The organism is Bacillus sp. FJAT-22090, assembly GCF_007676755.1.
GTDB lineage: Bacteria > Bacillota > Bacilli > Bacillales_A > Planococcaceae > Psychrobacillus.
This window is the reverse complement of the sequence record NZ_VEBK01000001.1, coordinates 273,002-293,233: the sequence shown is the minus strand read 5'-3', so window position 1 is coordinate 293,233 and position 20,232 is coordinate 273,002. Positions and strand designations below refer to the sequence as shown.

The following is a 20,232-nucleotide window of genomic DNA, read 5'->3' as shown; positions in this document are numbered from 1 at the left end:
AACTGCGTTTATTATTGTATTGTATCTTCATGGAAATACGAAGTGAAAGTCTAAATAAAGGGGATAAGCCAATTGGATAGACAAACGTCAAGAGTTCATTCACGAACAGTAGAAAAAGCTGCCAATGATGCGTTACTACGTAGAGGAGTAACTATTGAAGAAATTGCTAAAATTGTTTTCGAAATGCAAATGCCGTACAATAAAGGGCTAACAATCGAACACTGTGTGGAATCCATTAAAAGTGTTTTGAAAAAAAGGGAAATGCAACATGCCATTTTAGTAGGTGTAGAGTTAGATGAACTTGCAGAGAAAAAAATGCTTTCTGCTCCTTTGCAAGAAATTGTAGAAGCAGATGAAGGCCTATTTGGTGTAGACGAGACAATTGCGCTTGGTGCTGTGTATACGTATGGAAGTATAGCTGTAACTACTTTTGGTCATTTAGATAAAAATAAAATAGGCATTATATCCAAATTAGATACAAAAGCTGGCATCGGAGTTCATACATTTTTAGATGATCTAGTTTGTAGCATCGCTGCAAGTGCAGCATCTCGCTTAGCTCATCGTACGAGAGATTTAGAAGAAGCAAATGAAACATTTGAAGATATTAAACCAGATGAAACCGCTCCTGAGGCAAAGTTAAAAGATGTAAGAACATAATTGATAAAAATCCCAAGTCACTTCGACTTTATTGAAGCGATTTGGGATTTTGTAGTGCCTGCTGTTTAGCACATAATAAAGGAGAGAAAAAAATGACAGAAATGATTGAATTGCCTTTTGCCTATCGATTTGATGAGGCAATTGCAAGGCTTGCATTAGATCCATTAAATAAGGTGGATATACATAAGCAACAAGTCAAAGTTCCTTTAGACCAAACGATTATAACTATTCAGAGTATAGGTACATTCCAAGCACCTACTTTTATACTGACTGGTATAGAATCGGATCAGCATTTTGAACGTATTAAGTCTATATTTCATTTTCATCGAAATTTAGAGCCGGTAAGTACTCATTTCTCACAGACAAATTTAAAAGAATTGTTTTTAAAGTATGAAGGAACTCCCATCATAACGGATTATTCTTTATACGCGAACTTAATGAAAAGTATCATTCATCAACAATTGAATCTTTCATTCGCACGAACTTTGACGGAACGGTTTGTCCACTCGTTTGGGGAACAGAGGGAAGGGGTTTGGTTTTATCCGACTCCAGAAAAAATTGCATTGCTTGAAATTGATACGCTTCGTAATATGCAATTTAGTACTAGAAAAGCGGAGTATATAATAGGTATATCTAAAGCAATTGCAGAAGGAGAGTTAAATTTAGACGCTTTTGCAAATGATACCGACGAAACCATTATTAAAACATTAACCAAATATCGTGGAATCGGCCCTTGGACAGCAGAAAGCTTTTTACTTTTTGGACTAGGTAGGGAGAACTTGTTCCCGCTCGCGGATATAGGTCTACAAAATTCTTTAAAGCAACTTTGGAATATGGAGCAGAAGCCATCGAAAGAAGAAATCAGCTCCCATTTAGAAGCATGGTCCCCATACCTTAGTTATGCTGCTTTATATTTATGGAGAAATATTGAATGAAAAAATCAGCTTTCCTTTATCGGTTAAGGGAAAGCTGATTTTATGTAGAAAGTTTATTCAATTATTACTCTCCGTTTCGTCTGATTCTTCTTTAAAGTAAAGAAATGCTTCCTCTTCTAGTTCTGATAATCGTTCTTTGTTTATTCCCATTGCAAATGCACCTGTAAATATTGGTTCCCACCATGTTTCTGTTTCTGTCATGTCATTTCCTCCTTTAGTTTCCTTTTATCCATTTGACAAATATATACCCCAACAAGTTTCAAGAATAAACTAAACGGCTGAAAAATGAATCGAATATCATATCCTAAAAAGTAAGTCTTATAGACTAATGGAAATGGAAAGGTAAAAAAGAATTTCTCTCTACATGGAATAGTATCTCCGGAATATTGGTGATTCATGTATCACAAAAAAGAAAGAAATAGTGTATACACAAATCGATAAGTAAAATTCTTTTATCGACTAGAAACAAATAGTATGATTCATATAAATAAACTAATACTTGAAGGAGAGGAATACATTGAATTTTAATGAAGTGCAATTGGAGAAAATCATTGAAGAGCATCAAAACCTTTTTTATTCGGGAATGACAAAATCATTGGAATTTCGAATAAAACAATTAATGATTTTAAAAAATACGATTAAAAAATATGAGAAAGAGGTTATTCACGCTCTTTATCAGGATCTTAGAAAAAGCGAGTTTGAGGCATATACAACTGAAATAGGCTTAGTGTACGATAATATTTCATTTATAATGAAAAACTTGGAAAAATGGATGGAACCCCAACAAGTAAAAACACCCGTTGCACTTCAACCTTCGAAAAGTTTTATCGTTCACGATCCATATGGAACAGTTTTAATAATAGCTCCTTTTAATTATCCCTTCCAATTAGTAATGGAGCCGTTGCTCGGTGCGATAGCTGGAGGAAATTGTGCAGTGATTAAGCCATCTGAAGCAACACCATATACAACAAACATGATTCAAAAAATAATCTCAGAAGCGTTTGACCCTCGATATATTCGAGTAATGGTTGGAGAGAAGGAGGAAACATCTTTACTCATTCATGCTCCATTTGATTTTATCTTTTTTACGGGAAGTGTGAAGGTTGGAAAATTAGTCATGCAAGCTGCGTCAGAAAGACTGACACCAATTGCGCTTGAATTAGGTGGTAAAAGCCCGGCAATTGTTGATCATACTGCTAACTTAGAAGTAGCTGCAAAAAGAATTGCCTGGGGGAAACTTGTAAATGCTGGTCAAACTTGTATAGCACCTGATTATGTATTAGTAGAAGAAAGTGTGAAAGCAAAATTTTTGAAGCATTTACAACAAGCAATCCAGCAATTTTACGGCAAAACAATTCAAAGCAGCCCCGACTTTGGAAGAATAGTAAATACAAATCACTTCCTTCGCCTACAAAAAATGATTAGTAAAGAAAAGAAACACATTATTTTTGGAGGGAAAACGGATTTAGAAGATTTATATATCGAACCGACAATATTGGATGGTATAGACTTCTCAAGTCCTTCTATGGAGGAGGAAATTTTCGGTCCGATTTTACCGGTTTTAGGATATACTGATTTGCCAGCGGTTATTCATCGTATTCGCAAGCTACCAAAACCGCTTGCTGCATACATGTTTAGCGAGAACAGTCGAGCACAATCCTACTTCTTGCAAGAGCTTCCTTTTGGAGGTGGATGTATTAACGATACAATTACGCATGCTGGCAGCGCTCATCTTCCATTTGGCGGGGTAGGGAACTCTGGTATGCAAGCCTATCATGGAGAAGCGAGCTTTAGTTTATTCACCCATCAAAAATCAATCGTGAAAAAGAATACATCCATCCCACTAAATATCGTATTTCCTCCTTACAAAAATAAGGTGAAGTTAGTAAGAGGACTTTTAAAATAAGAAAGTACATTTGAAATGTTACAAAAATGTGTTCGCGAACAAACTCTAACGACATTATTGTTATTTATTTGTTATGTAGACGTTGACACTTCAGTACCTTATTACTAAACTGAAAGCATATAAATGATACTATTTATTCAATTCAGTTTACTGGGGGAAGGAATAAAGATGCTGTCTATATTTGACGGTAAGTCAGAAGATCTATTTCATACTATAAAAAAAGCAATATTAAACGATTCGTTGGCAGATGATTTTGAGCTTCAAAAAAGACTAGAAGATGCCATTATGAAAATGAAATTAATGGACTATGCGATAAATGAAACGATGATTGTCGCAGTAACGAATAAGGCCGGACAAATTTTGTATGTGAACGATCGTTTCGTACAGATTTCGGGTTTTAAAAAAGAAGAGCTAATCGGAAAAACACATAAAGTAGTGAATTCAAAAGTTCATCCTGCTTCTTTTTTTAAAAGTATGTGGTCCACGCTATTAAGGGGCGAAATATGGACAGGAGAAATTTGTAATAAACGAAAAAATGGAGAATTGTATTGGGTGAAAACATATATTTTACCTGTGAAAACGAATGACAATGCTTCTTACTTTTTAAGTATTAGAACAGATATTACGGCAGAGAAGGAAAATGAATTATTACTGCAGTCAAATATATTGTCTTCATTTGAAACAGTTGTTCATCACGTTAATAATTTAGTTTTTAAAGTAGAACAAGATGCAAGCGGATGTTTTGGCTTTTCTTTGTTTACCGGAAAACTTGCAGCTGATTACTTTCGTAAAAGAGGCTTAGAGACAATTCAACCGAGTGGAAATGCTATCAAAAGTATTGTTCAACCATTTCACTCCATTGATTCCTATTTCAATCAAGAAATGTCCGAGCGTTTACATGAGAAATTAAAAGAAGTTTGCATAGGAGAAGAAGTATCCTACAAGGAATGGTTTGACGATAAGTGTATTCATATAACCATATCTCCTCTTATAAAAAATGGACGTATTACGGGTGCGATAGGTTTTGGAAATGATATTACGGAACTAGAATGTACAAGAAAGAAATTGGCGGAACTCGCGTATCGAGACCACTTGACAAATACGTATAATACCGCAGCATTGGAAAGAGATGTTCAAGAAAAAATAGTTGCAGAAAGTCCTTTTAGTTTTCTCTATATCGATTTGGATCGTTTTAAAAATATTAATGATTCACTAGGTCATGTAACAGGTGACGAGTTATTAAAAAAAGTGACAGAGAGAATGAAAAGGTATTATGTAAACGTTGGAGAGTTATATCGCATTGGTGGGGATGAGTTTGTTGTTCTTATAGACGGTGATATAGCCAAAAACTCATCCCTAGTACGCGCGGAAGATTTAATCCAGTTAATGGAACAACCTTTTTTTATTGATGAAATGGAGCTGTACATTTCTTGTTCTATTGGTGTTTCTTATTATCCAATGCATGGTTCAACGTATCGATCTTTGCACCGTTCGGCAGATTTAGCGCTTAACATATCGAAGGAGAGCGGAAAAGGCAAGGCGATCTTGTTTGATCAGACACATAAGGATGGCTTTGTGAATAAGGTGCGTTTAGAAAGTGACATTCGATATGCGATTGAAAATAAAGAATTTTTCCTTGTTTATCAACCGAAAGTTAATTTGAAAACGGAGTCTATATACGGCTATGAAGCACTAATAAGGTGGAATAAAAAAGAGGAAGGAATTATTCAACCGAATGACTTTATCCCTTTTGCAGAAGAAACAGGATTAATCATTTCTATCGGTAAGTATGTATTGAAAGAAGCATGTAAACAAGCTGTAGAATGGTTGGAAATGGGTGTTTCCTTTCAAACTATATCAGTTAATATAAGTCCAGCTGAACTGGAGCAAAATGATTTTTTTCATCATTTACAAACAGTATTATCCGAAACAGGCTTACCTCCTCATTATTTGGAAATAGAAATTACTGAAAATGTATTGATGAAGAATATGGAAAAACTAGCTAGATTATTAAGAGATTTAAAACATATAGGGATTAAACTCGCAATGGATGACTTTGGTTCCGGCTTTTCTAATTTCCGATATTTGAGTGATCTTCCTATTCACACCTTGAAACTAGATCGGGTGTTTATGAATCGAGTATTAGAAGATCGGGAAGGGGTGATTGTATCTTCCATCATCCGAATCGGTCATAGTTTAGGCTTGGAAGTAGTAGCAGAGGGAGTGGAAACAGCAGAAGTTATAGACTTTCTCAAATTACATGATTGCCATAGTGTGCAAGGATACTATTATTCGAAGCCCATTGAAGCATCAGAAGTACCATCATTTAAACTAGCCTCATTTTTAGGCTAATCCTTACTTACGAACATAGTAGTTTTTGGTATGATAAAGGAATAACTAAAGGAGGAAAACTTATGTCGTATACATTTCAAGCAAAAGAGACTGTTTCATTATTAAAACAATTAGTAGAAATCCCAAGTCCATCAGGATATACAAAAGAGATTATGGATTTTATGGAAGGTATATTGAAGGATCTCCAAGTTACCTATATCCGAACTAATAAAGGTGCTTTAATCGCTACGATAGAAGGAGAAGACGATACGAAACATCGACTGTTAACCGCTCATACGGATACACTTGGTGCTATGGTCAAAGAAGTAAAATCTAGTGGAAGGCTAAAACTAACGATGGTTGGCGGATTCAACTGGAATGCTGTCGAAGGTGAATATTGCACAATCCATACAGCAAGTGGTAAAAAAATACGCGGAACAATTCTTATGCATCAAACGACCGTGCATGTTTATAAAAATGCAAGTGGACTTGCAAGAGATGAGCAAAACATCGAAGTCCGTATTGATGAAAAGGTAACTAATACAGAGGAAACACGCAAGCTTGGAATAGAAGTAGGCGATTTTGTATCATTTGATCCACGTTTTGAGGAAACAGAAACTGGATTTATAAAGTCCCGTCATTTGGATGATAAAGCAAGCACTGCTCTATTGCTTCAACTTATTAAGTCAGTACAAGAAAACAAAGTGAAGCTTCCACATACTACTCATTTTTATATTTCAAACAATGAGGAAATCGGCTATGGCGGGAATTCTAATATACCGCCGCAAACAGTGGAATACATCGCAGTAGATATGGGAGCGATCGGTGACGGTCAAACTTCAGATGAATATACAGTTTCTATTTGTGCAAAGGACTCTTCTGGACCTTATCACTATGAATTAACCCGTCAGTTAGTGGAACTAGCGAAACAAGGCGGCATTGATTATAAACTAGATATTTATCCTTTTTATGGTTCAGATGCATCAGCAGCTATTCGTGCAGGCTTTGATGTGAAGCATGCGTTATTTGGACCTGGTATCGAAGCCTCTCACGCATACGAACGTACACATATAGATTCATTAAAACATACAGCAGCGCTTTTATATGCATATGTGAACACAAAGATTTCTTAAGAATCGGCTAAAACCGATTCTTTTTTACTTGTTTTTTTTGCCTTAAATCCATATGATAAATAAGTGAATAAGAAGGAGATATAACTGAATGGATATAAAAACACAAGATGAAATATTAAAGAGAAGAACCTTTGCAATTATTTCCCACCCGGATGCTGGTAAAACAACTATTACGGAAAAGCTTTTATATTTTGGTGGAGCTATTCGTGATGCAGGAACAGTAAAAGGGAAAAAATCTGGGAAATTTGCAACGTCTGACTGGATGGAAATTGAGAAACAACGTGGAATTTCCGTTACCTCTTCCGTTATGCAATTTGACTTTAATGATTGCCGGATTAACATATTAGATACCCCTGGCCACCAAGATTTCAGTGAAGATACGTATCGTACATTAATGGCTGTCGATAGTGCAGTGATGATTGTCGATGCGGCTAAAGGGATCGAGGCACAAACGTTAAAACTATTTAAAGTTTGTCGTATGAGAGGAATTCCTATTTTTACGTTTATCAACAAACTGGATCGCCAAGGGAAAGAGCCTTTGGAACTAATGGAAGAATTAGAAGAGGTGCTAGGGATTCAGTCTTACGCGATGAACTGGCCAATCGGCATGGGGAAAGAATTTTTAGGGATTTATGATCGCTACAATAATCGAATCGAACAATTCCGAACAGAGGAAAACGAAAGATTTCTTCCACTAGATGAAGATGGGGAGTTAGCTGTCGATCACTCAATGAAACAAACTTCATACTACACACAAGCTATGGAAGACATCATGCTTTTAAATGAAGCAGGGAATGATTTTGATAAAGAAAAGGTACTATCAGGAGATTTAACGCCTGTATTTTTTGGAAGTGCTTTAACTAATTTCGGTGTCCAAACTTTTTTAGAGACTTATTTGCAATTTGCACCGACTCCACAGCCTCGTAATACAGATAATGAAGAAGAAGTGAATCCGCTAAATGAGGAATTCTCTGGATTTATTTTCAAAATCCAAGCGAATATGAATCCTGCACATCGGGACCGTATTGCGTTCGTCCGTATCGTTTCCGGAAAATTTGAGAGAGGGATGACGATAACCCTTGCCCGTACTGGTAAAACGTTTAAAGTAACTCAATCTACACAATTTTTAGCGGATGACCGCGAAACAGTGGATACTGCTGTAGCTGGTGACATTATCGGTCTTTACGATGTGGGGAACTACCAGATAGGAGATACTGTTGTTGGCGGGAAGAAAGCATTTAATTATGAAAAACTTCCTCAATTTACACCTGAATTGTTTGTAAAAGTAACTGCTAAAAACGTATTAAAATCGAAGCATTTCCATAAAGGAATTTTACAATTAGTACAAGAAGGTGCGATTCAATTTTATAAAACTCTTCATACGGAAGAAGTTATTTTAGGAGCAGTTGGGCAGCTTCAATTCGAAGTATTTGAACATCGCATGAAAAACGAATACAACGTGGAAGTTCGCATGGAACCAATCGGATCCAAAGTTGCTCGTTGGATTGAAAACGAAGAAGATGTTAAAGAGTCGATGACTGGCCCGCGTAGCATGCTTGTTAAAGATCGTTACGATAACTATGTATTCTTATTTGAAAATGAATTCGCGACTCGCTGGTTCCAAGACAAGTACGAACATATTAAATTATATAATTTGCTTTAATGAAGACGGCCGCCTTTACAGAAGGTGGCCTTTTCTTCTTTATCATAAAGTGTTTTCTCTAAACGTGAGTCAGTTCTCCAAAGTTCCAATCAAAGCATCGTGAGTTCCACATAACACTTCCTGAGTTTCACTCCAAGCATCTTGGATTCCACCCAAAGCACCTCAAGTTTCACTCAATACTTCTCAAGTTCCACTCAAACCCACTAATGAGCCACCCGAAATAACTTGACTTCCATTCGGCATATTTTGTAATAATAAATTTGAACTCTTTCGCGCTAAAGCATATGATAGAAATAGCAAATTAGAAGGTGGGCCCTAAACATGAAAATAAGTGATTTCTCCATAAAAAGGCCAGTATTTACGACTGTTATTATGTTTTTAATCATCATTTTAGGTGGGGTTTCTTTTTTCAAAATCCCCATCACTTTAATCCCAGACTTAAATCCACCAATTGCAGTCGTTGTGTCAAGTTATCCTGGGGCAAGCCCGGTAGAAGTGAATGAAAAAATTACAAAGCCTTTAGAAGCTTCTTTAAGTACTTTGCCTGGAATCAAGTCTATTAAAAGTACTTCCCAAGAAGGCGCCAATTTCATCATGTTGGAATTTGAATGGTCTACAAATATGGATGACATCGAATCAGATGTGATGCAACGAATGGACCTAGCTATATTGCCTGAAGATGCTACAAAGCCACAATTTTTAAAGTTTGATCCTTCGCAATTTCCAGTAATTCAACTATCCTTAAGCGGAGCGGGAACAGAGGAAGATATTCGAATAGTAGCGGAAAGATTAGAAAAAGATCTGATAAGCACAAAAGGCGTAGCTAGTGTAAATGTATCAGGTACGATAGTGGAAGAGGTGCAAATATTACTTAATCAAAATGCATTAGCTGAAAAAGGGCTAACCCAAAGCGATATTGTACAATTGATACAGGCTAATAATATATCACTTCCTGGCAATCCAATTGAGACTGAGGATAATAAATCGCTTACTACTAGAATTGTAAGTACGCTTACTACAGTAGAAGATATCAAAAACTTAGTCATTACTGTAAATCCACTAGACGGGAAAAAGGTAACGATTGCAGATATTGCAACAGTTGAACTTACTGAGCAAGAGCAAAATTCGGACACACGTGCAAATGATGAGCCAGCTGTTTTACTATCCGTTTTTCAAGAATCCAGTGCAAATACAGCGAGTGTTTCAAAAGCATTCAAACAAGCATTGGACGAGCAACTTTCTAAAGCGGAATATAGTGGCGTAAAGGCGAATATTTTATTTGACCAAGGTGATTATGTAAGAATAGCAATTGACAATATCGGTATAACGTTAATCACTGGCGCAATTTTAGCCATGCTCGTATTATTTGTCTTTTTGAAGGGCATTAAAAGTCCAATCATTATAGGTATTGCCATTCCTTATTCTGTTATCGTTACGTTTGTTTTAATGTTTTTTGCTGGTTTTTCCTTAAATATTATGACGTTAGGTGCCTTGGCACTTGGAATAGGAATGTTAGTCGATAATTCGATAGTTGTTATAGAAAATATTGAAAGGCATTTAGGGTTAGGGAGCAATCCAAAGGAGGCAGCCTTTAAAGGAACAAAAGAGGTTGCAGGCGCAATTACAGCATCCACTTTAACAACAGTTGCCGTTTTTGTACCTGTTTTATTTTTATCGGGGCTGATTGGACAAATATTTACGGAGTTTGCATTAACGATTTCATTTAGTTTATTTGCTTCTCTTGTTGTTGCATTAACTGTAATTCCAATGATGGCAAGTAGAATGTTGCAAAAGCCCAAAGGGGATGTCGAAGCTAAAAGACGTCGTTCGAAGGCTTATAATAATTTTGAGAGATCAGTGAAATGGTCTTTAGCGCATCGTGCTTTCATTCTTTCAATGACAGTTGTTTTGCTTGCTATATCTACATTCGGTCTGTTCCGAACGGGTACAGAATTTCTACCCGCAACAGATGAAGGCTTCGTTACGATTGCATTGAGATTGGAAAATGGAGCATCTTTAGCTGTTACAGATGAAGTCGTAAAGAAAATCGAGCAACAGTTACAAAAAGAAAAAGATGTGGAAGTGTATGTTAGTTTCGTTGGAGGTAACCAAGAAGGGCAATCAAGAGGAACATCGAAATCTAATATAGCTGAGATATATGTCAAAATGGTTCCTTTAGACAAACGAGAACGTTCAATTTTTACTTTTGTAGATGAAGTGCAACCGAAAGTAAAAGAGTTGGCTGGCAATAATGTTGAAGTGAATTTTAATATGCAAACTGCTGCAGGTTCAGCTCCGAATTCTATATCATTTACGATATCTTCCGTGGACAAAGAACGGGTAAATAAAGCAGTACGCTCTATCTCTGATGGAATAGAAAAAATACCTGGTGTCATCAGTTATAGAAATGATTTAACTGAAACAGTGGATGAAGTTCAAATGACGGTAAAAAGAGATGCTGCAAACGAATACGGGCTTGCACCCGCACAAATTGCTCAGACAGTTAACAATGTAACAAGAGGGGCATTTGCCACGCAAATTATTTCCGATCAAGAAGATGTGTACGGCGTGTATGTGAAATACGATGAGGCATTTCGAAATAATATTGATCAATTAAAGCAACTAAAACTAAGAACCCCTGCTGGACTATATATAAGTTTGCAAGACGTGGCAGATATTAAAATTGCAGAAGGACCATTAACAATACGTAGAGTGAATCAGGCAAGTGCTGTTACGTTTACAATCAAATATGAATCGTCCTTCTCTTTAGGCGAGATGTCTGATTTTGTTGATGAAGCAATTGATAAAGCGGAATTGGAAGACAATGTATTCATTTCATTTGGCGGAGATAGAGAATTGCTTGATAATGCAAAAAATGACATGATTTTAGCTGTGTTATTGGCAGTTGTTTTAGTATTTATTGTGATGGCAGCACAATTTGAATCATACAAATACCCATTTGTTATTATGTTTAGCGTACCGCTTATTACGATTGGGATTTTCATTGGTTTATTTACAACAGCAACACCAATAAGTATTTCAGCGGTCATTGGAATACTTATACTTGTAGGTATTGTCGTGAATAATGGGATTGTGTTAGTAGATTATATAAATCAGCGTAAAGCAGACGGAATGGAATCTTATGAAGCAATTACAACATCGGTTCGGGACCGGGTTCGTCCGATTCTCATGACGGCTTTAACGACGATTTTAGGCCTAGTACCGCTTGCTTTAGGTATAGGAGAAGGCACGGAGATCAATCAGCCGATGGGAATTACGGTAATTGGAGGGCTTATTAGCTCTACGTTCTTAACATTATATGTAGTGCCCGTGATATATAGTTTATTTGATAAAGAAACGAGAAAAAAAGCAATAGCAAGAAAATCGGAGAAAATATAGCATGTAATTAGTAGATAGATGTTTACAAATGAAAAAAGTTACAGTATACTTAATATTAATCAAATAGACTTTTGACGTTTGTCAAAGGGGAGTAGCTATAGGGAAACCTATTTCATAGTCGTCATTACATGGCTTTTGCCATCGGTTATGATAGCAATTATTAATTTTGCTTAGCAAGACCTTTGCCTTTTTTAAGGCAGGGGTCTTTTTGTTTGCAAAAAAAGGAGGATATTGATGGATACGGCAATATTGTTGGAGTATGGTTGGGTATTATTAGTGTTAGTAGGGTTAGAGGGGTTACTTGCGGCCGATAATGCAGTCGTAATGGCTGTAATGGTAAAACATTTACCGAAGGATAAACAGAAAAAGGCATTGTTTTACGGATTAGTAGGAGCGTTTGTTTTTAGGTTTTTAGCGTTATTCATGATTACTTTCTTGGTGAATATTTGGCAAGTGCAGGCAATAGGTGCAGCGTACTTATTATTCATCTCTGTGAAACATATTTATGACCAGCGCAAAAGTGGTGGAGATGAGTCGACAGAAGCAGCGGAGACCGATGGGAAAGGAAAAGGATCTGGTTTCTGGATGACAGTATTAAAAGTAGAATTAGCGGATATTGCCTTTGCAATTGATTCAATGCTTGCGGCTGTTGCGATTGCCGTTACATTACCTCATATAAGTGAGTTTGATATTGGTGGCATTAATGCTGGGCAATTCTCGGTAATGTTTTTAGGTGGAGTGATAGGACTTGTCATCATGCGATTTGCTGCCCATAAGTTTGTTCAATTATTAGAAAAATATCCAACTCTTGAAACAGCAGCGTTTTTAATCGTTGGTTGGGTAGGGGTTAAACTTGCTGTATTAACACTTTCCCATCCGGGAGTAGGCGTATTAGATGAGCATTTCCCACATTCGACACCTTGGAGTATTATATTCTGGACTGTATTATTTGTAATTGCGGTTGGTGGTTATTTGCTAGGCGTTGTAAAAAATAAAAACGTTCAAGAAGGAAAATAATAGATGAAGCATAAAAAGATGGTTTAAAGCTATCTTTTTATGCTTTTTTTTTTTACAATGAGTTAACAGGATTTACTGAAAGGAACTAACATGTATGAAACGACCACAACTAAAATCAAAAACTAAATTTACTCCCGCACAAGCCATCGTAACCTATTATTTTATCGCTATTGCTGTTTCGGTCATCCTCTTATGCTTACCAGGTGTTCATAAGCCAGGAGTTGAGGTAGATTTCATAGACAGTTTATTTACAGCTGTAAGTGCGGTCAGTGTTACGGGACTTACAACCATTAATATTTCAGAAACTTATAGCGTGTTCGGATATGTTATGATTGTTCTCATTTTACAACTTGGTGGAATTGGGATAATGTCATTAGGTACGTTTATATGGCTTCTATCTGGTAAAAAGATTGGATTACGGGAAAGGCAACTGATTATGGTCGACCATAATCAGTCGACTATGTCGGGAGTCGTTCACCTAATAAGAGAAATTATAAAAATTCTGTTGTTTATACAAATTATTGGTGCTATTTTATTAGCATTATATTTTACCCAGTACTACGATTCATTTAAGCAAGCAATTATCCAAGGCATTTTTACATCTGTATCCGCGACTACAAACGCTGGATTTGATATTACCGGACAATCACTTGTCCCGTATCATAAGGATTATTTCATTCAAATTATTACAAGTTTTTTAATTGTTTTTGGTGCTATTGGATTCCCCGTATTGATAGAGGTAAAGGAGTTTTTAAAAAATAGAAATAAAAATTTTCGTTTTTCTTTATTTACGAAATTAACGACTATTACATACGGAATTCTTCTAGTGATAGGAACAGTAATGATTTTTTTACTTGAAATGTTTCACTCCCTTAAAGATATGCCGTGGCACGAAAAGTTTTTTACTGCGTTTTTTCACTCTGTTTCAACAAGATCTGCTGGTCTGACGACGATAGATGTAACACTTTTTAATGAAGGAACGGATTTCTTGATGAGTGTGTTAATGTTTATAGGCGCCTCTCCCAGTTCGGTTGGTGGAGGAATACGAACAACGACTTTCGCGATTGCCCTTCTGTTTTTGATTAACTTTTCTAGAGGAAAGGACAATATTCAGGTTTTCAATCGTGAAATTCATTTAATTGATGTTTTTCGAGCGTTCGCTGTAATTATTATTGCGTTGATAATGGTCTTTGCAGCTACTATCTTACTAACTGTGACAGAACCAGATATACCAATTACATCATTAGTATTTGAAATCAGTTCTGCTTTCGGAACATGTGGAATGTCTTTAGGAATTACAGGTGATTTGTCTAGTATAGGAAAAGTAACAATAATGATTCTCATGTTTATCGGTCGTGTAGGCTTACTTTCCTTCCTCTTTACGTTAGGTGGAAAGAGCAATAAAACAAAATATCGCTATCCGAAAGAGCGAGTAATAATTGGTTAATCAAGAAGAGGGGTTAGAAGTGGCAATGCCGCTTCTAACCCCTCTTACTATTTTATAAAACGTCTATTATTTCCTCTTTTTTTTCTATGAATGAAAATTGAGGAGATGAACCTTTTCCAAATGTAGACAGTAAATAACCTTCTTTTTCTTTAATAATTCCATCTTTATAAGCATCTAAACAAATAGAAATAGGCGTTATAAATGTCTGCTTATATAGTTCACGTTCATTTAACTGATGCGAAACAAATTCTTCCCCAGCAATCGATGGATTTTCTACAAGTTGTTTATATAATGCCGATTGCACTTCTTTATCCATATCATTCTCCCACCAAGGTTTTCTTGGTTGAAACTTTTGTCTAGCCAAATAATCTAATTTCATGACGCTTTGTATAGTTGGCAAAGAAATATTGTCTATTCCCATTAAAAAGGAATATAAGCGAGTATATAAATCTTCTAGTTGATGGCCAATTTTTGACCAATTTCTATCTTCCCAGAATGTACCGAATTGTTGAAAGAAATCGAATGGAGTCTCAAATACATGGGCGAATAAATATTCAAGTGTGTTATCCATTCGGTGTGCATTCCAATATTTTTCTAATACATCTTCCACTTGCTTAATACGAAGAATATCATTAAAAGTTAAAACATTATTGGAGAAAATTTCATATGGGGCCTGATCAACATATACATAGCCATATTTTTCAGCTTCCACACGTAACCCGGTTCCGCGAAGTAATTTTAAAAATCCAAGTTGTAATTCCTCAGGACGCATTTCAAATACTTCGTTAAAAGTATTGCGAAACGAGTCATAATCTTCTTCTGGTAAACCGGCAATTAAATCTAGATGCTGGTCAATCTTTCCACCACTTTTAACCATTGTAACTGTCCGTTTAAGCTTCTCGAAATTTTGTCTACGTTTCACCAATTCATTTGTTAAATCATTAGTGGACTGGACTCCAATTTCAAAACGAAATAAACCAGCAGGTGCGTGATCGTTTAAAAATTGAATAACTTCAGGACGCATAATGTCTGCGGTAATCTCGAATTGAAAAACAACCCCCGGCAAATGCTCATCAATTAAAAATTGGAACATTTCCATTGCGTAGCTTCGGCTAATATTGAAAGTTCTATCGACAAATTTAATCGTTTTTGCACCATTATCCATTAGGAAGCGAATATCATTTTTTACTTTATCCCGGTTAAAATATCGAACCCCAACTTCTATAGAAGATAGGCAAAATTGACATGAAAACGGACAACCCCTACTCGTTTCGATATAAACAATTCGCTTGGATAGGTTTGGAACATCTTCTGCAAATCGATAAGGGGAAGGAGATTCTCGTAAATCTAATTTTGGTGGTAGCGGATTTAGCATAAATTTGTCGTCTTGAACATATGCTACTCCAGGAACATCATTTAATGCTTGTTTGTCATGCAAGAAGTTTAACAACTCTTTAAACGAATGTTCTCCTTCTCCTACTACTATATAGTCGATCTCTTTCACTTGTCGAAGCCAAACATTTGTATCGTAAGAAACTTCGGGGCCACCTAAAATAATGGTAATAGAGGGATCTACCGTTTTTAACATTTTAATAACTTTAATGGTTTCTTCAATATTCCATATATAGCAGCTAAATCCAACTATATTAGGTTTTTTCTGATAAAGGTCAGCTACTATATTGAATGTAGGATCTTTAATCGTATATTCGACTAAAAGGGGGGAATAATCTGGTTCTGCATATGCTTTTAAGCAGCGTAGTGCTAAATTTGTATGAATGAATTTCGCATTCAATGTGGTTAATATTATGTTCATTATCAATGACTCCTTCTTTTGTATAACTATTGTATCAGCGAATAGGAATGTCGACAATATAGGAAAAATGTACCATATCAATATAGGGAATGATGTGGAATAATCAGAATTAACTCACATTTATAATTATATAATTATTATAGTATTAATTATTCATATAAATTCATTCGCAATGAGAGGTTTGGTGAAGTCTGTGCCAGTTGAGTATGAATATAAGCAGAAGTTTGAACACATATTTCAGCTATTTTCGAATGGTCTTCTTTTTATTGATGAAAAAGGTATAATCTTAGATGTGAATTCCCAAACGGAAGAAATATTACAAATAGATAGAGATAAAATAGTCGGAACTAGTGCCGTCACGATATTGGAGATGTTCACAGCACCCTTTGAAAGCAAAAAAGAATTTTTCAACAAACTGCTTCGATCGGGAAAATCCGAGTTATTCAGTGAAATGAATACTTTTATGGGTGTTTTAAAATATATTCATATTAAAGTATCCAAACAGGAAGATACAAATGTCTATCTTACTGAACTTCATGATGAATCTGAAAAAATGCATATGAAAAAACGATTAAATCATACGGAATCACTTAGCACAATTGGCCAATTAGCTGCAAGCATTGCCCACGAAATTCGAAACCCCATGACCTCACTAAAAGGATTTACCCAATTATTATACCAAACGGCAAATGAGGACGGAAAAAGGTATTTAGCAGTTATAAATGATGAAATAAAACGAATGGAAGAAATTTTAACGGAGTTTCTGGAAGTTTCGAAACCGACCAATAACAAAGTGGATTATTTTGAAATTAAAGATCTCATGCTCGAGGTAGTCAATTTTATGGCACCCCAGGCTCTCATGCAAAATATAGAAATAATCGTTTCTCTAAAGATAGACAGCACATGCAAAATTTTAGGGGATAAAAATCTTGTGAAGCAGGTCTTTATGAATTCAATTAAAAATGCCATTGAAGCAATGCCGAATGGTGGTAAGATTCAGATAACTATTTCTAATACGGAGCAAAATGATGTCTGCGTCGAACTGAAGGACCAAGGACAGGGAATTGCAGAGGAGCAATTAGATAAGATATTTGATCCGTTTTTTACAACAAAATCTGGTGGGACAGGCCTTGGTTTATCTCATATCTACAAAGTTATCGAATCTCATGGAGGCACAATAAGAGTAGAAAGCAAAGTAGGAGTCGGTACTACCTTTACATTTATACTTCCCCAAGAAAATAGATTCTAACGCTATTTTGACAAGATTATAGGATAGCCTATATAATGATAGTTAATGTCTATTTTATAGGTGAGGATGACTAGAATGACAAACGAATCGTCGAACAATGCTCTAAAGTTATTTGTTGTATTGTCTCGTGCACATAAAGTAATTCATGAATGTACGAATCAATTTTTCCAAGAAAATGGTTTGAACCCGACAGAATTTGCAGTTTTAGAACTTCTATATCACAAAGGGAAACAACCTCTTCAACAAATCGGCAATAAGATTTTGTTGGCTAGTGGTTCAATTACCTACGTAGTTGATAAATTAGAAGGACGAGGTTATATAAACCGAGTTTCTAGCGATACGGACCGACGTGTTACATATGCGGAGATTACAAAAGATGGTAGTGCGTTCATGGACGAACTTTTTCCACGTCACGAGCAGCAATTGATCCAATTAATGAATGTGTTATCCGAAGAAGAGAAGGTACATGTAATAGAGCTTATAAAAAAATTAGGATTATCTATAAAAAAACTTTCCTAGAAAAATAAAAACTTCGAGCCTGTATACAGGCTCGAAGTTTTTATTTTTCGTGTATGGTTGATGCCATATCGACAAATTGCTTGATAGCAGGAGATTCATTTGTATCAAATACAGTAAGTTTTACAACTAAACCTTCATTTTCAAATGTATAGCCATATACTATTCCATCTGGTGTGTTTATTTGATAAGCTTTCACATTTTTAATAGATTCACTAGAAGGAATTTGTTCTTGTTCTTCTAACTCTACTACTGTCTCATTATCATTGGAAGCTTGCAGCGTATCGACTAAATTTTTTGTAGTGTCTTCCAAATTAGCTTCGTCTTTACTGAAAGTCTCAATTCGCATAGATTGTAAATCATTTTCCTGATTGAACAATAAATCTTTATTTGGCTCCTCGGCAGTTAGTTCGAAGCCGTCTATTACAGTAATAGTATATCCTTGTGTTTCGCTTTCTGTAGCTGTACCTTTTAGCTCTTCTTTAGGGTAGGTAACACTTTCTGTTTCCCCTTCTGCTTGATTGGTTGTCTCGGTGTTTACAGAATCATCAGTAGTTGTTGATGGATTTGCATTGTCATTGTCAGTTCCACAAGCTCCAAGTAGGAATGTTAGTAATAAAATGGAAACTAGAAAATTTAATTTTTTCAATAGTATTCAGCTCCTTTATTAAATAGACGTGCTAATGGCAATAATGTTTCAACTTCAAGTAAATGGTATTAGAAGGAATAGTAGTACTAGCATTGTGATATGCGATAAAATGATAAGGGGCATACTTTTCTTCCAATCGTATAAAAAGCCTAAAATTAGGCCTACAACGAAAGCTGCTAATATACCTAACCAAAATCCACTAAAAACAAATGAAAAACTAAATAGTGCTGCTCCTAGTATGATGGCATATACCGGTGAGAGATATTTCTTTAATTGTTGTTGTATATAGCCTCTCCAAAAAAGTTCTTCTCCTGGCGCTATGATAAATAGAAGCAATAAGTAATGCCATATCGATGTCGGTCCAAACTTTTTCGCAAAAACATGAATACTTTTGGTCGACGTAAAAGGGGTAACGTCAATTAGTTTATAACCTATAAGTAAAAGAGCATACATAAGTGCTCCGTAAGCTATACTAAGTATGAGATAATGAATTGTCTTTAGTTCATCTTCTATTTTAGCGTAAAAATAAGCAGTTGACATAAGGAATAAGACCGTGAACGTATAAAAATACCAAAATACTTTGTCATTTGAAAAGGTTAGCCATGAAAAGGCATAAGCGAATATAAGGGATAGAATTAATCGTGTAACTGGTATTTGACGAAACATAAAAAGCACATCCTAACTATTTTTCCAAACGTCTTGGCAATAACTGCCTTAAAAAGTTAAATGCCGTTCTTCTGAATGAGAGGAACGGCATGACGTTTAATCTTCATTACTATATAATATTTTATAACGCTTGTGATTAATCACAGTTTTTTCTTCCATTTCTAGCTCATCAAAGTTCTCCATGAACGTCAGATTGACTATTACAGAGTTCTCATTAACTTTCTCGACAATGCCTTGTAGACCATCTTTAAACTCGACAATATTACCAACTTCAGCTATTTTCATAGATTGTTCCATCCCCTTTTAGAACTTACTACAATACAGTTTGCCCTAAAAAGTGGATTACGTAAAGTATTTTAACCAAAAGTATGTGAATTATACACCATTTAGGGCCAGAAAGGAATGATTCTTATGAATTCATTTGAAGAAAAACTAAATATGTTACAAAACGGTGACATAGAAATGCTGGAAATTTCCAAAGAAGATTTTTTAGCTTTTCGAGAACTATTAGTAAAAAGAGAAGATTTTAAACATTTTTCCGGCACAGCCATGCAAGGCGGGAAAATAATATATACTTATTCACAAATTGCTAGAAGTTGAATTGTCGTTAATTGTCGGAAGATTATGAGTTTGTTTTTCGTGTGCAAAAGGTATAGTGATAAAAATATACATTTTGTAAAGGGGTTAATTTTACATGGAAAAGTCAATTTTAATGCAAATGGAAAGTACAAGAGAGAAAATGGTCTTAGCGGCAAATGAAAAAGGTGTTTCCCATCAAGAAACGATTGAACTTAGTAAAGAATTGGATCGATTATTAAATGAATATCAATCAATGAAAAATTTAAAATAGC

At 35.5% G+C, this 20,232-nt stretch carries 18 protein-coding genes and 1 riboswitch; of the genes, 13 read left to right on the top strand and 5 right to left on the bottom strand.

All coding sequences use genetic code 11. The features are described 5' to 3' along the window. Positions 1-72 precede the first annotated feature (72 nt). Both FS486_RS01405 and FS486_RS01400 read left to right on the top strand, forming a co-directional pair. Complete coding sequence (locus FS486_RS01405; RefSeq protein WP_144509466.1) at positions 73-657, top strand: phosphatidylglycerophosphatase A family protein; 585 nt, start codon at positions 73-75, stop codon at positions 655-657. 92 nt (positions 658-749) lie between these two features. Continuing rightward, positions 750-1,592 carry a DNA-3-methyladenine glycosylase family protein gene (locus tag FS486_RS01400; protein WP_144509465.1) on the top strand — a complete coding sequence of 281 codons (843 nt, stop codon included), beginning with the start codon at positions 750-752 and terminating at the stop codon, positions 1,590-1,592. 57 nt (positions 1,593-1,649) lie between these two features. Here the strand turns inward: FS486_RS01400 and FS486_RS19905 are convergent, their stop codons facing one another. Then, positions 1,650-1,793: a hypothetical protein gene (locus tag FS486_RS19905; RefSeq protein ID WP_186321288.1), complete on the bottom strand. Its 144-nt coding sequence runs from the start codon at positions 1,791-1,793 to the stop codon at positions 1,650-1,652. 316 nt (positions 1,794-2,109) lie between these two features. On the opposite strand from FS486_RS19905, the gene FS486_RS01395 reads away from it, so the two are divergent. The 7 genes from FS486_RS01395 to FS486_RS01365 all read left to right on the top strand — a co-directional run bounded on the left by FS486_RS01395 (position 2,110) and on the right by FS486_RS01365 (position 14,488). After that, positions 2,110-3,498: an aldehyde dehydrogenase gene (locus FS486_RS01395; RefSeq protein ID WP_144509464.1), complete on the top strand. Its 1,389-nt coding sequence runs from the start codon at positions 2,110-2,112 to the stop codon at positions 3,496-3,498. A gap of 168 nt (positions 3,499-3,666) precedes the next feature. Beyond that, positions 3,667-5,850, top strand: coding sequence for a sensor domain-containing protein (locus FS486_RS01390; RefSeq protein ID WP_186321287.1), 2,184 nt, complete (start codon positions 3,667-3,669; stop codon positions 5,848-5,850). Positions 5,851-5,912: 62 nt separating this feature from the next. After that, positions 5,913-6,962, top strand: a complete 1,050-nt coding sequence (locus FS486_RS01385; protein WP_144509462.1) for a M42 family metallopeptidase — start codon at positions 5,913-5,915, stop codon at positions 6,960-6,962. Positions 6,963-7,050: 88 nt separating this feature from the next. Then, on the top strand, positions 7,051-8,625 hold the full coding sequence (locus FS486_RS01380; RefSeq protein ID WP_144509461.1) for a peptide chain release factor 3: 1,575 nt from the start codon (positions 7,051-7,053) through the stop codon (positions 8,623-8,625). Between the two features lie 321 nt (positions 8,626-8,946). Next, positions 8,947-12,024, top strand: coding sequence for an efflux RND transporter permease subunit (locus FS486_RS01375; protein ID WP_144509460.1), 3,078 nt, complete (start codon positions 8,947-8,949; stop codon positions 12,022-12,024). Between the two features lie 74 nt (positions 12,025-12,098). Then, a riboswitch (yybP-ykoY riboswitch) is annotated at positions 12,099-12,260 on the top strand. Continuing rightward, entirely contained in the window at positions 12,259-13,041 is a 783-nt protein-coding gene (locus tag FS486_RS01370) for a TerC family protein (protein ID WP_144509459.1), read from the top strand. Its footprint overlaps the riboswitch before it by 2 nt. A gap of 94 nt (positions 13,042-13,135) precedes the next feature. After that, entirely contained in the window at positions 13,136-14,488 is a 1,353-nt protein-coding gene (locus tag FS486_RS01365) for a TrkH family potassium uptake protein (protein WP_144509458.1), read from the top strand. Between the two features lie 52 nt (positions 14,489-14,540). Here FS486_RS01365 and FS486_RS01360 read toward each other — a convergent pair whose 3' ends face one another. After that, on the bottom strand, positions 14,541-16,301 hold the full coding sequence (locus FS486_RS01360) for a B12-binding domain-containing radical SAM protein (protein WP_144509457.1): 1,761 nt from the start codon (positions 16,299-16,301) through the stop codon (positions 14,541-14,543). A gap of 184 nt (positions 16,302-16,485) precedes the next feature. On the opposite strand from FS486_RS01360, the gene FS486_RS01355 reads away from it, so the two are divergent. Together FS486_RS01355 and FS486_RS01350 are read left to right on the top strand one after the other, a co-directional pair. After that, positions 16,486-17,550, top strand: a complete 1,065-nt coding sequence (locus FS486_RS01355; protein WP_186321286.1) for an ATP-binding protein — start codon at positions 16,486-16,488, stop codon at positions 17,548-17,550. A gap of 75 nt (positions 17,551-17,625) precedes the next feature. Further along, positions 17,626-18,069: a MarR family winged helix-turn-helix transcriptional regulator gene (locus FS486_RS01350; RefSeq protein WP_144509455.1), complete on the top strand. Its 444-nt coding sequence runs from the start codon at positions 17,626-17,628 to the stop codon at positions 18,067-18,069. Positions 18,070-18,109: 40 nt separating this feature from the next. On the opposite strand, the gene FS486_RS01345 is transcribed toward FS486_RS01350, so the two are convergent. From FS486_RS01345 to FS486_RS01335, 3 genes are all read right to left on the bottom strand, one after another. Beyond that, a complete protein-coding gene (locus FS486_RS01345; protein WP_144509454.1) occupies positions 18,110-18,715 on the bottom strand; it encodes a hypothetical protein in 606 nt (201 codons plus the stop codon). Positions 18,716-18,769: 54 nt separating this feature from the next. Beyond that, positions 18,770-19,381 (bottom strand): CPBP family intramembrane glutamic endopeptidase, encoded by a 612-nt coding sequence (locus tag FS486_RS01340; protein WP_260857988.1) that lies wholly within the window; start codon positions 19,379-19,381, stop codon positions 18,770-18,772. A gap of 96 nt (positions 19,382-19,477) precedes the next feature. Further along, positions 19,478-19,666: a YkvS family protein gene (locus FS486_RS01335; protein ID WP_144509687.1), complete on the bottom strand. Its 189-nt coding sequence runs from the start codon at positions 19,664-19,666 to the stop codon at positions 19,478-19,480. Positions 19,667-19,792: 126 nt separating this feature from the next. On the opposite strand from FS486_RS01335, the gene FS486_RS01330 reads away from it, so the two are divergent. Further along, the gene (locus FS486_RS01330) at positions 19,793-19,981 is read left to right on the top strand and encodes a hypothetical protein (RefSeq protein WP_144509452.1); all 189 of its coding nucleotides are present in this window, start codon (positions 19,793-19,795) and stop codon (positions 19,979-19,981) included. 94 nt (positions 19,982-20,075) lie between these two features. After that, positions 20,076-20,231, top strand: coding sequence for an aspartyl-phosphate phosphatase Spo0E family protein (locus FS486_RS01325; protein WP_144509451.1), 156 nt, complete (start codon positions 20,076-20,078; stop codon positions 20,229-20,231). The last annotated feature ends 1 nt before the right edge of the window (position 20,232 follow it).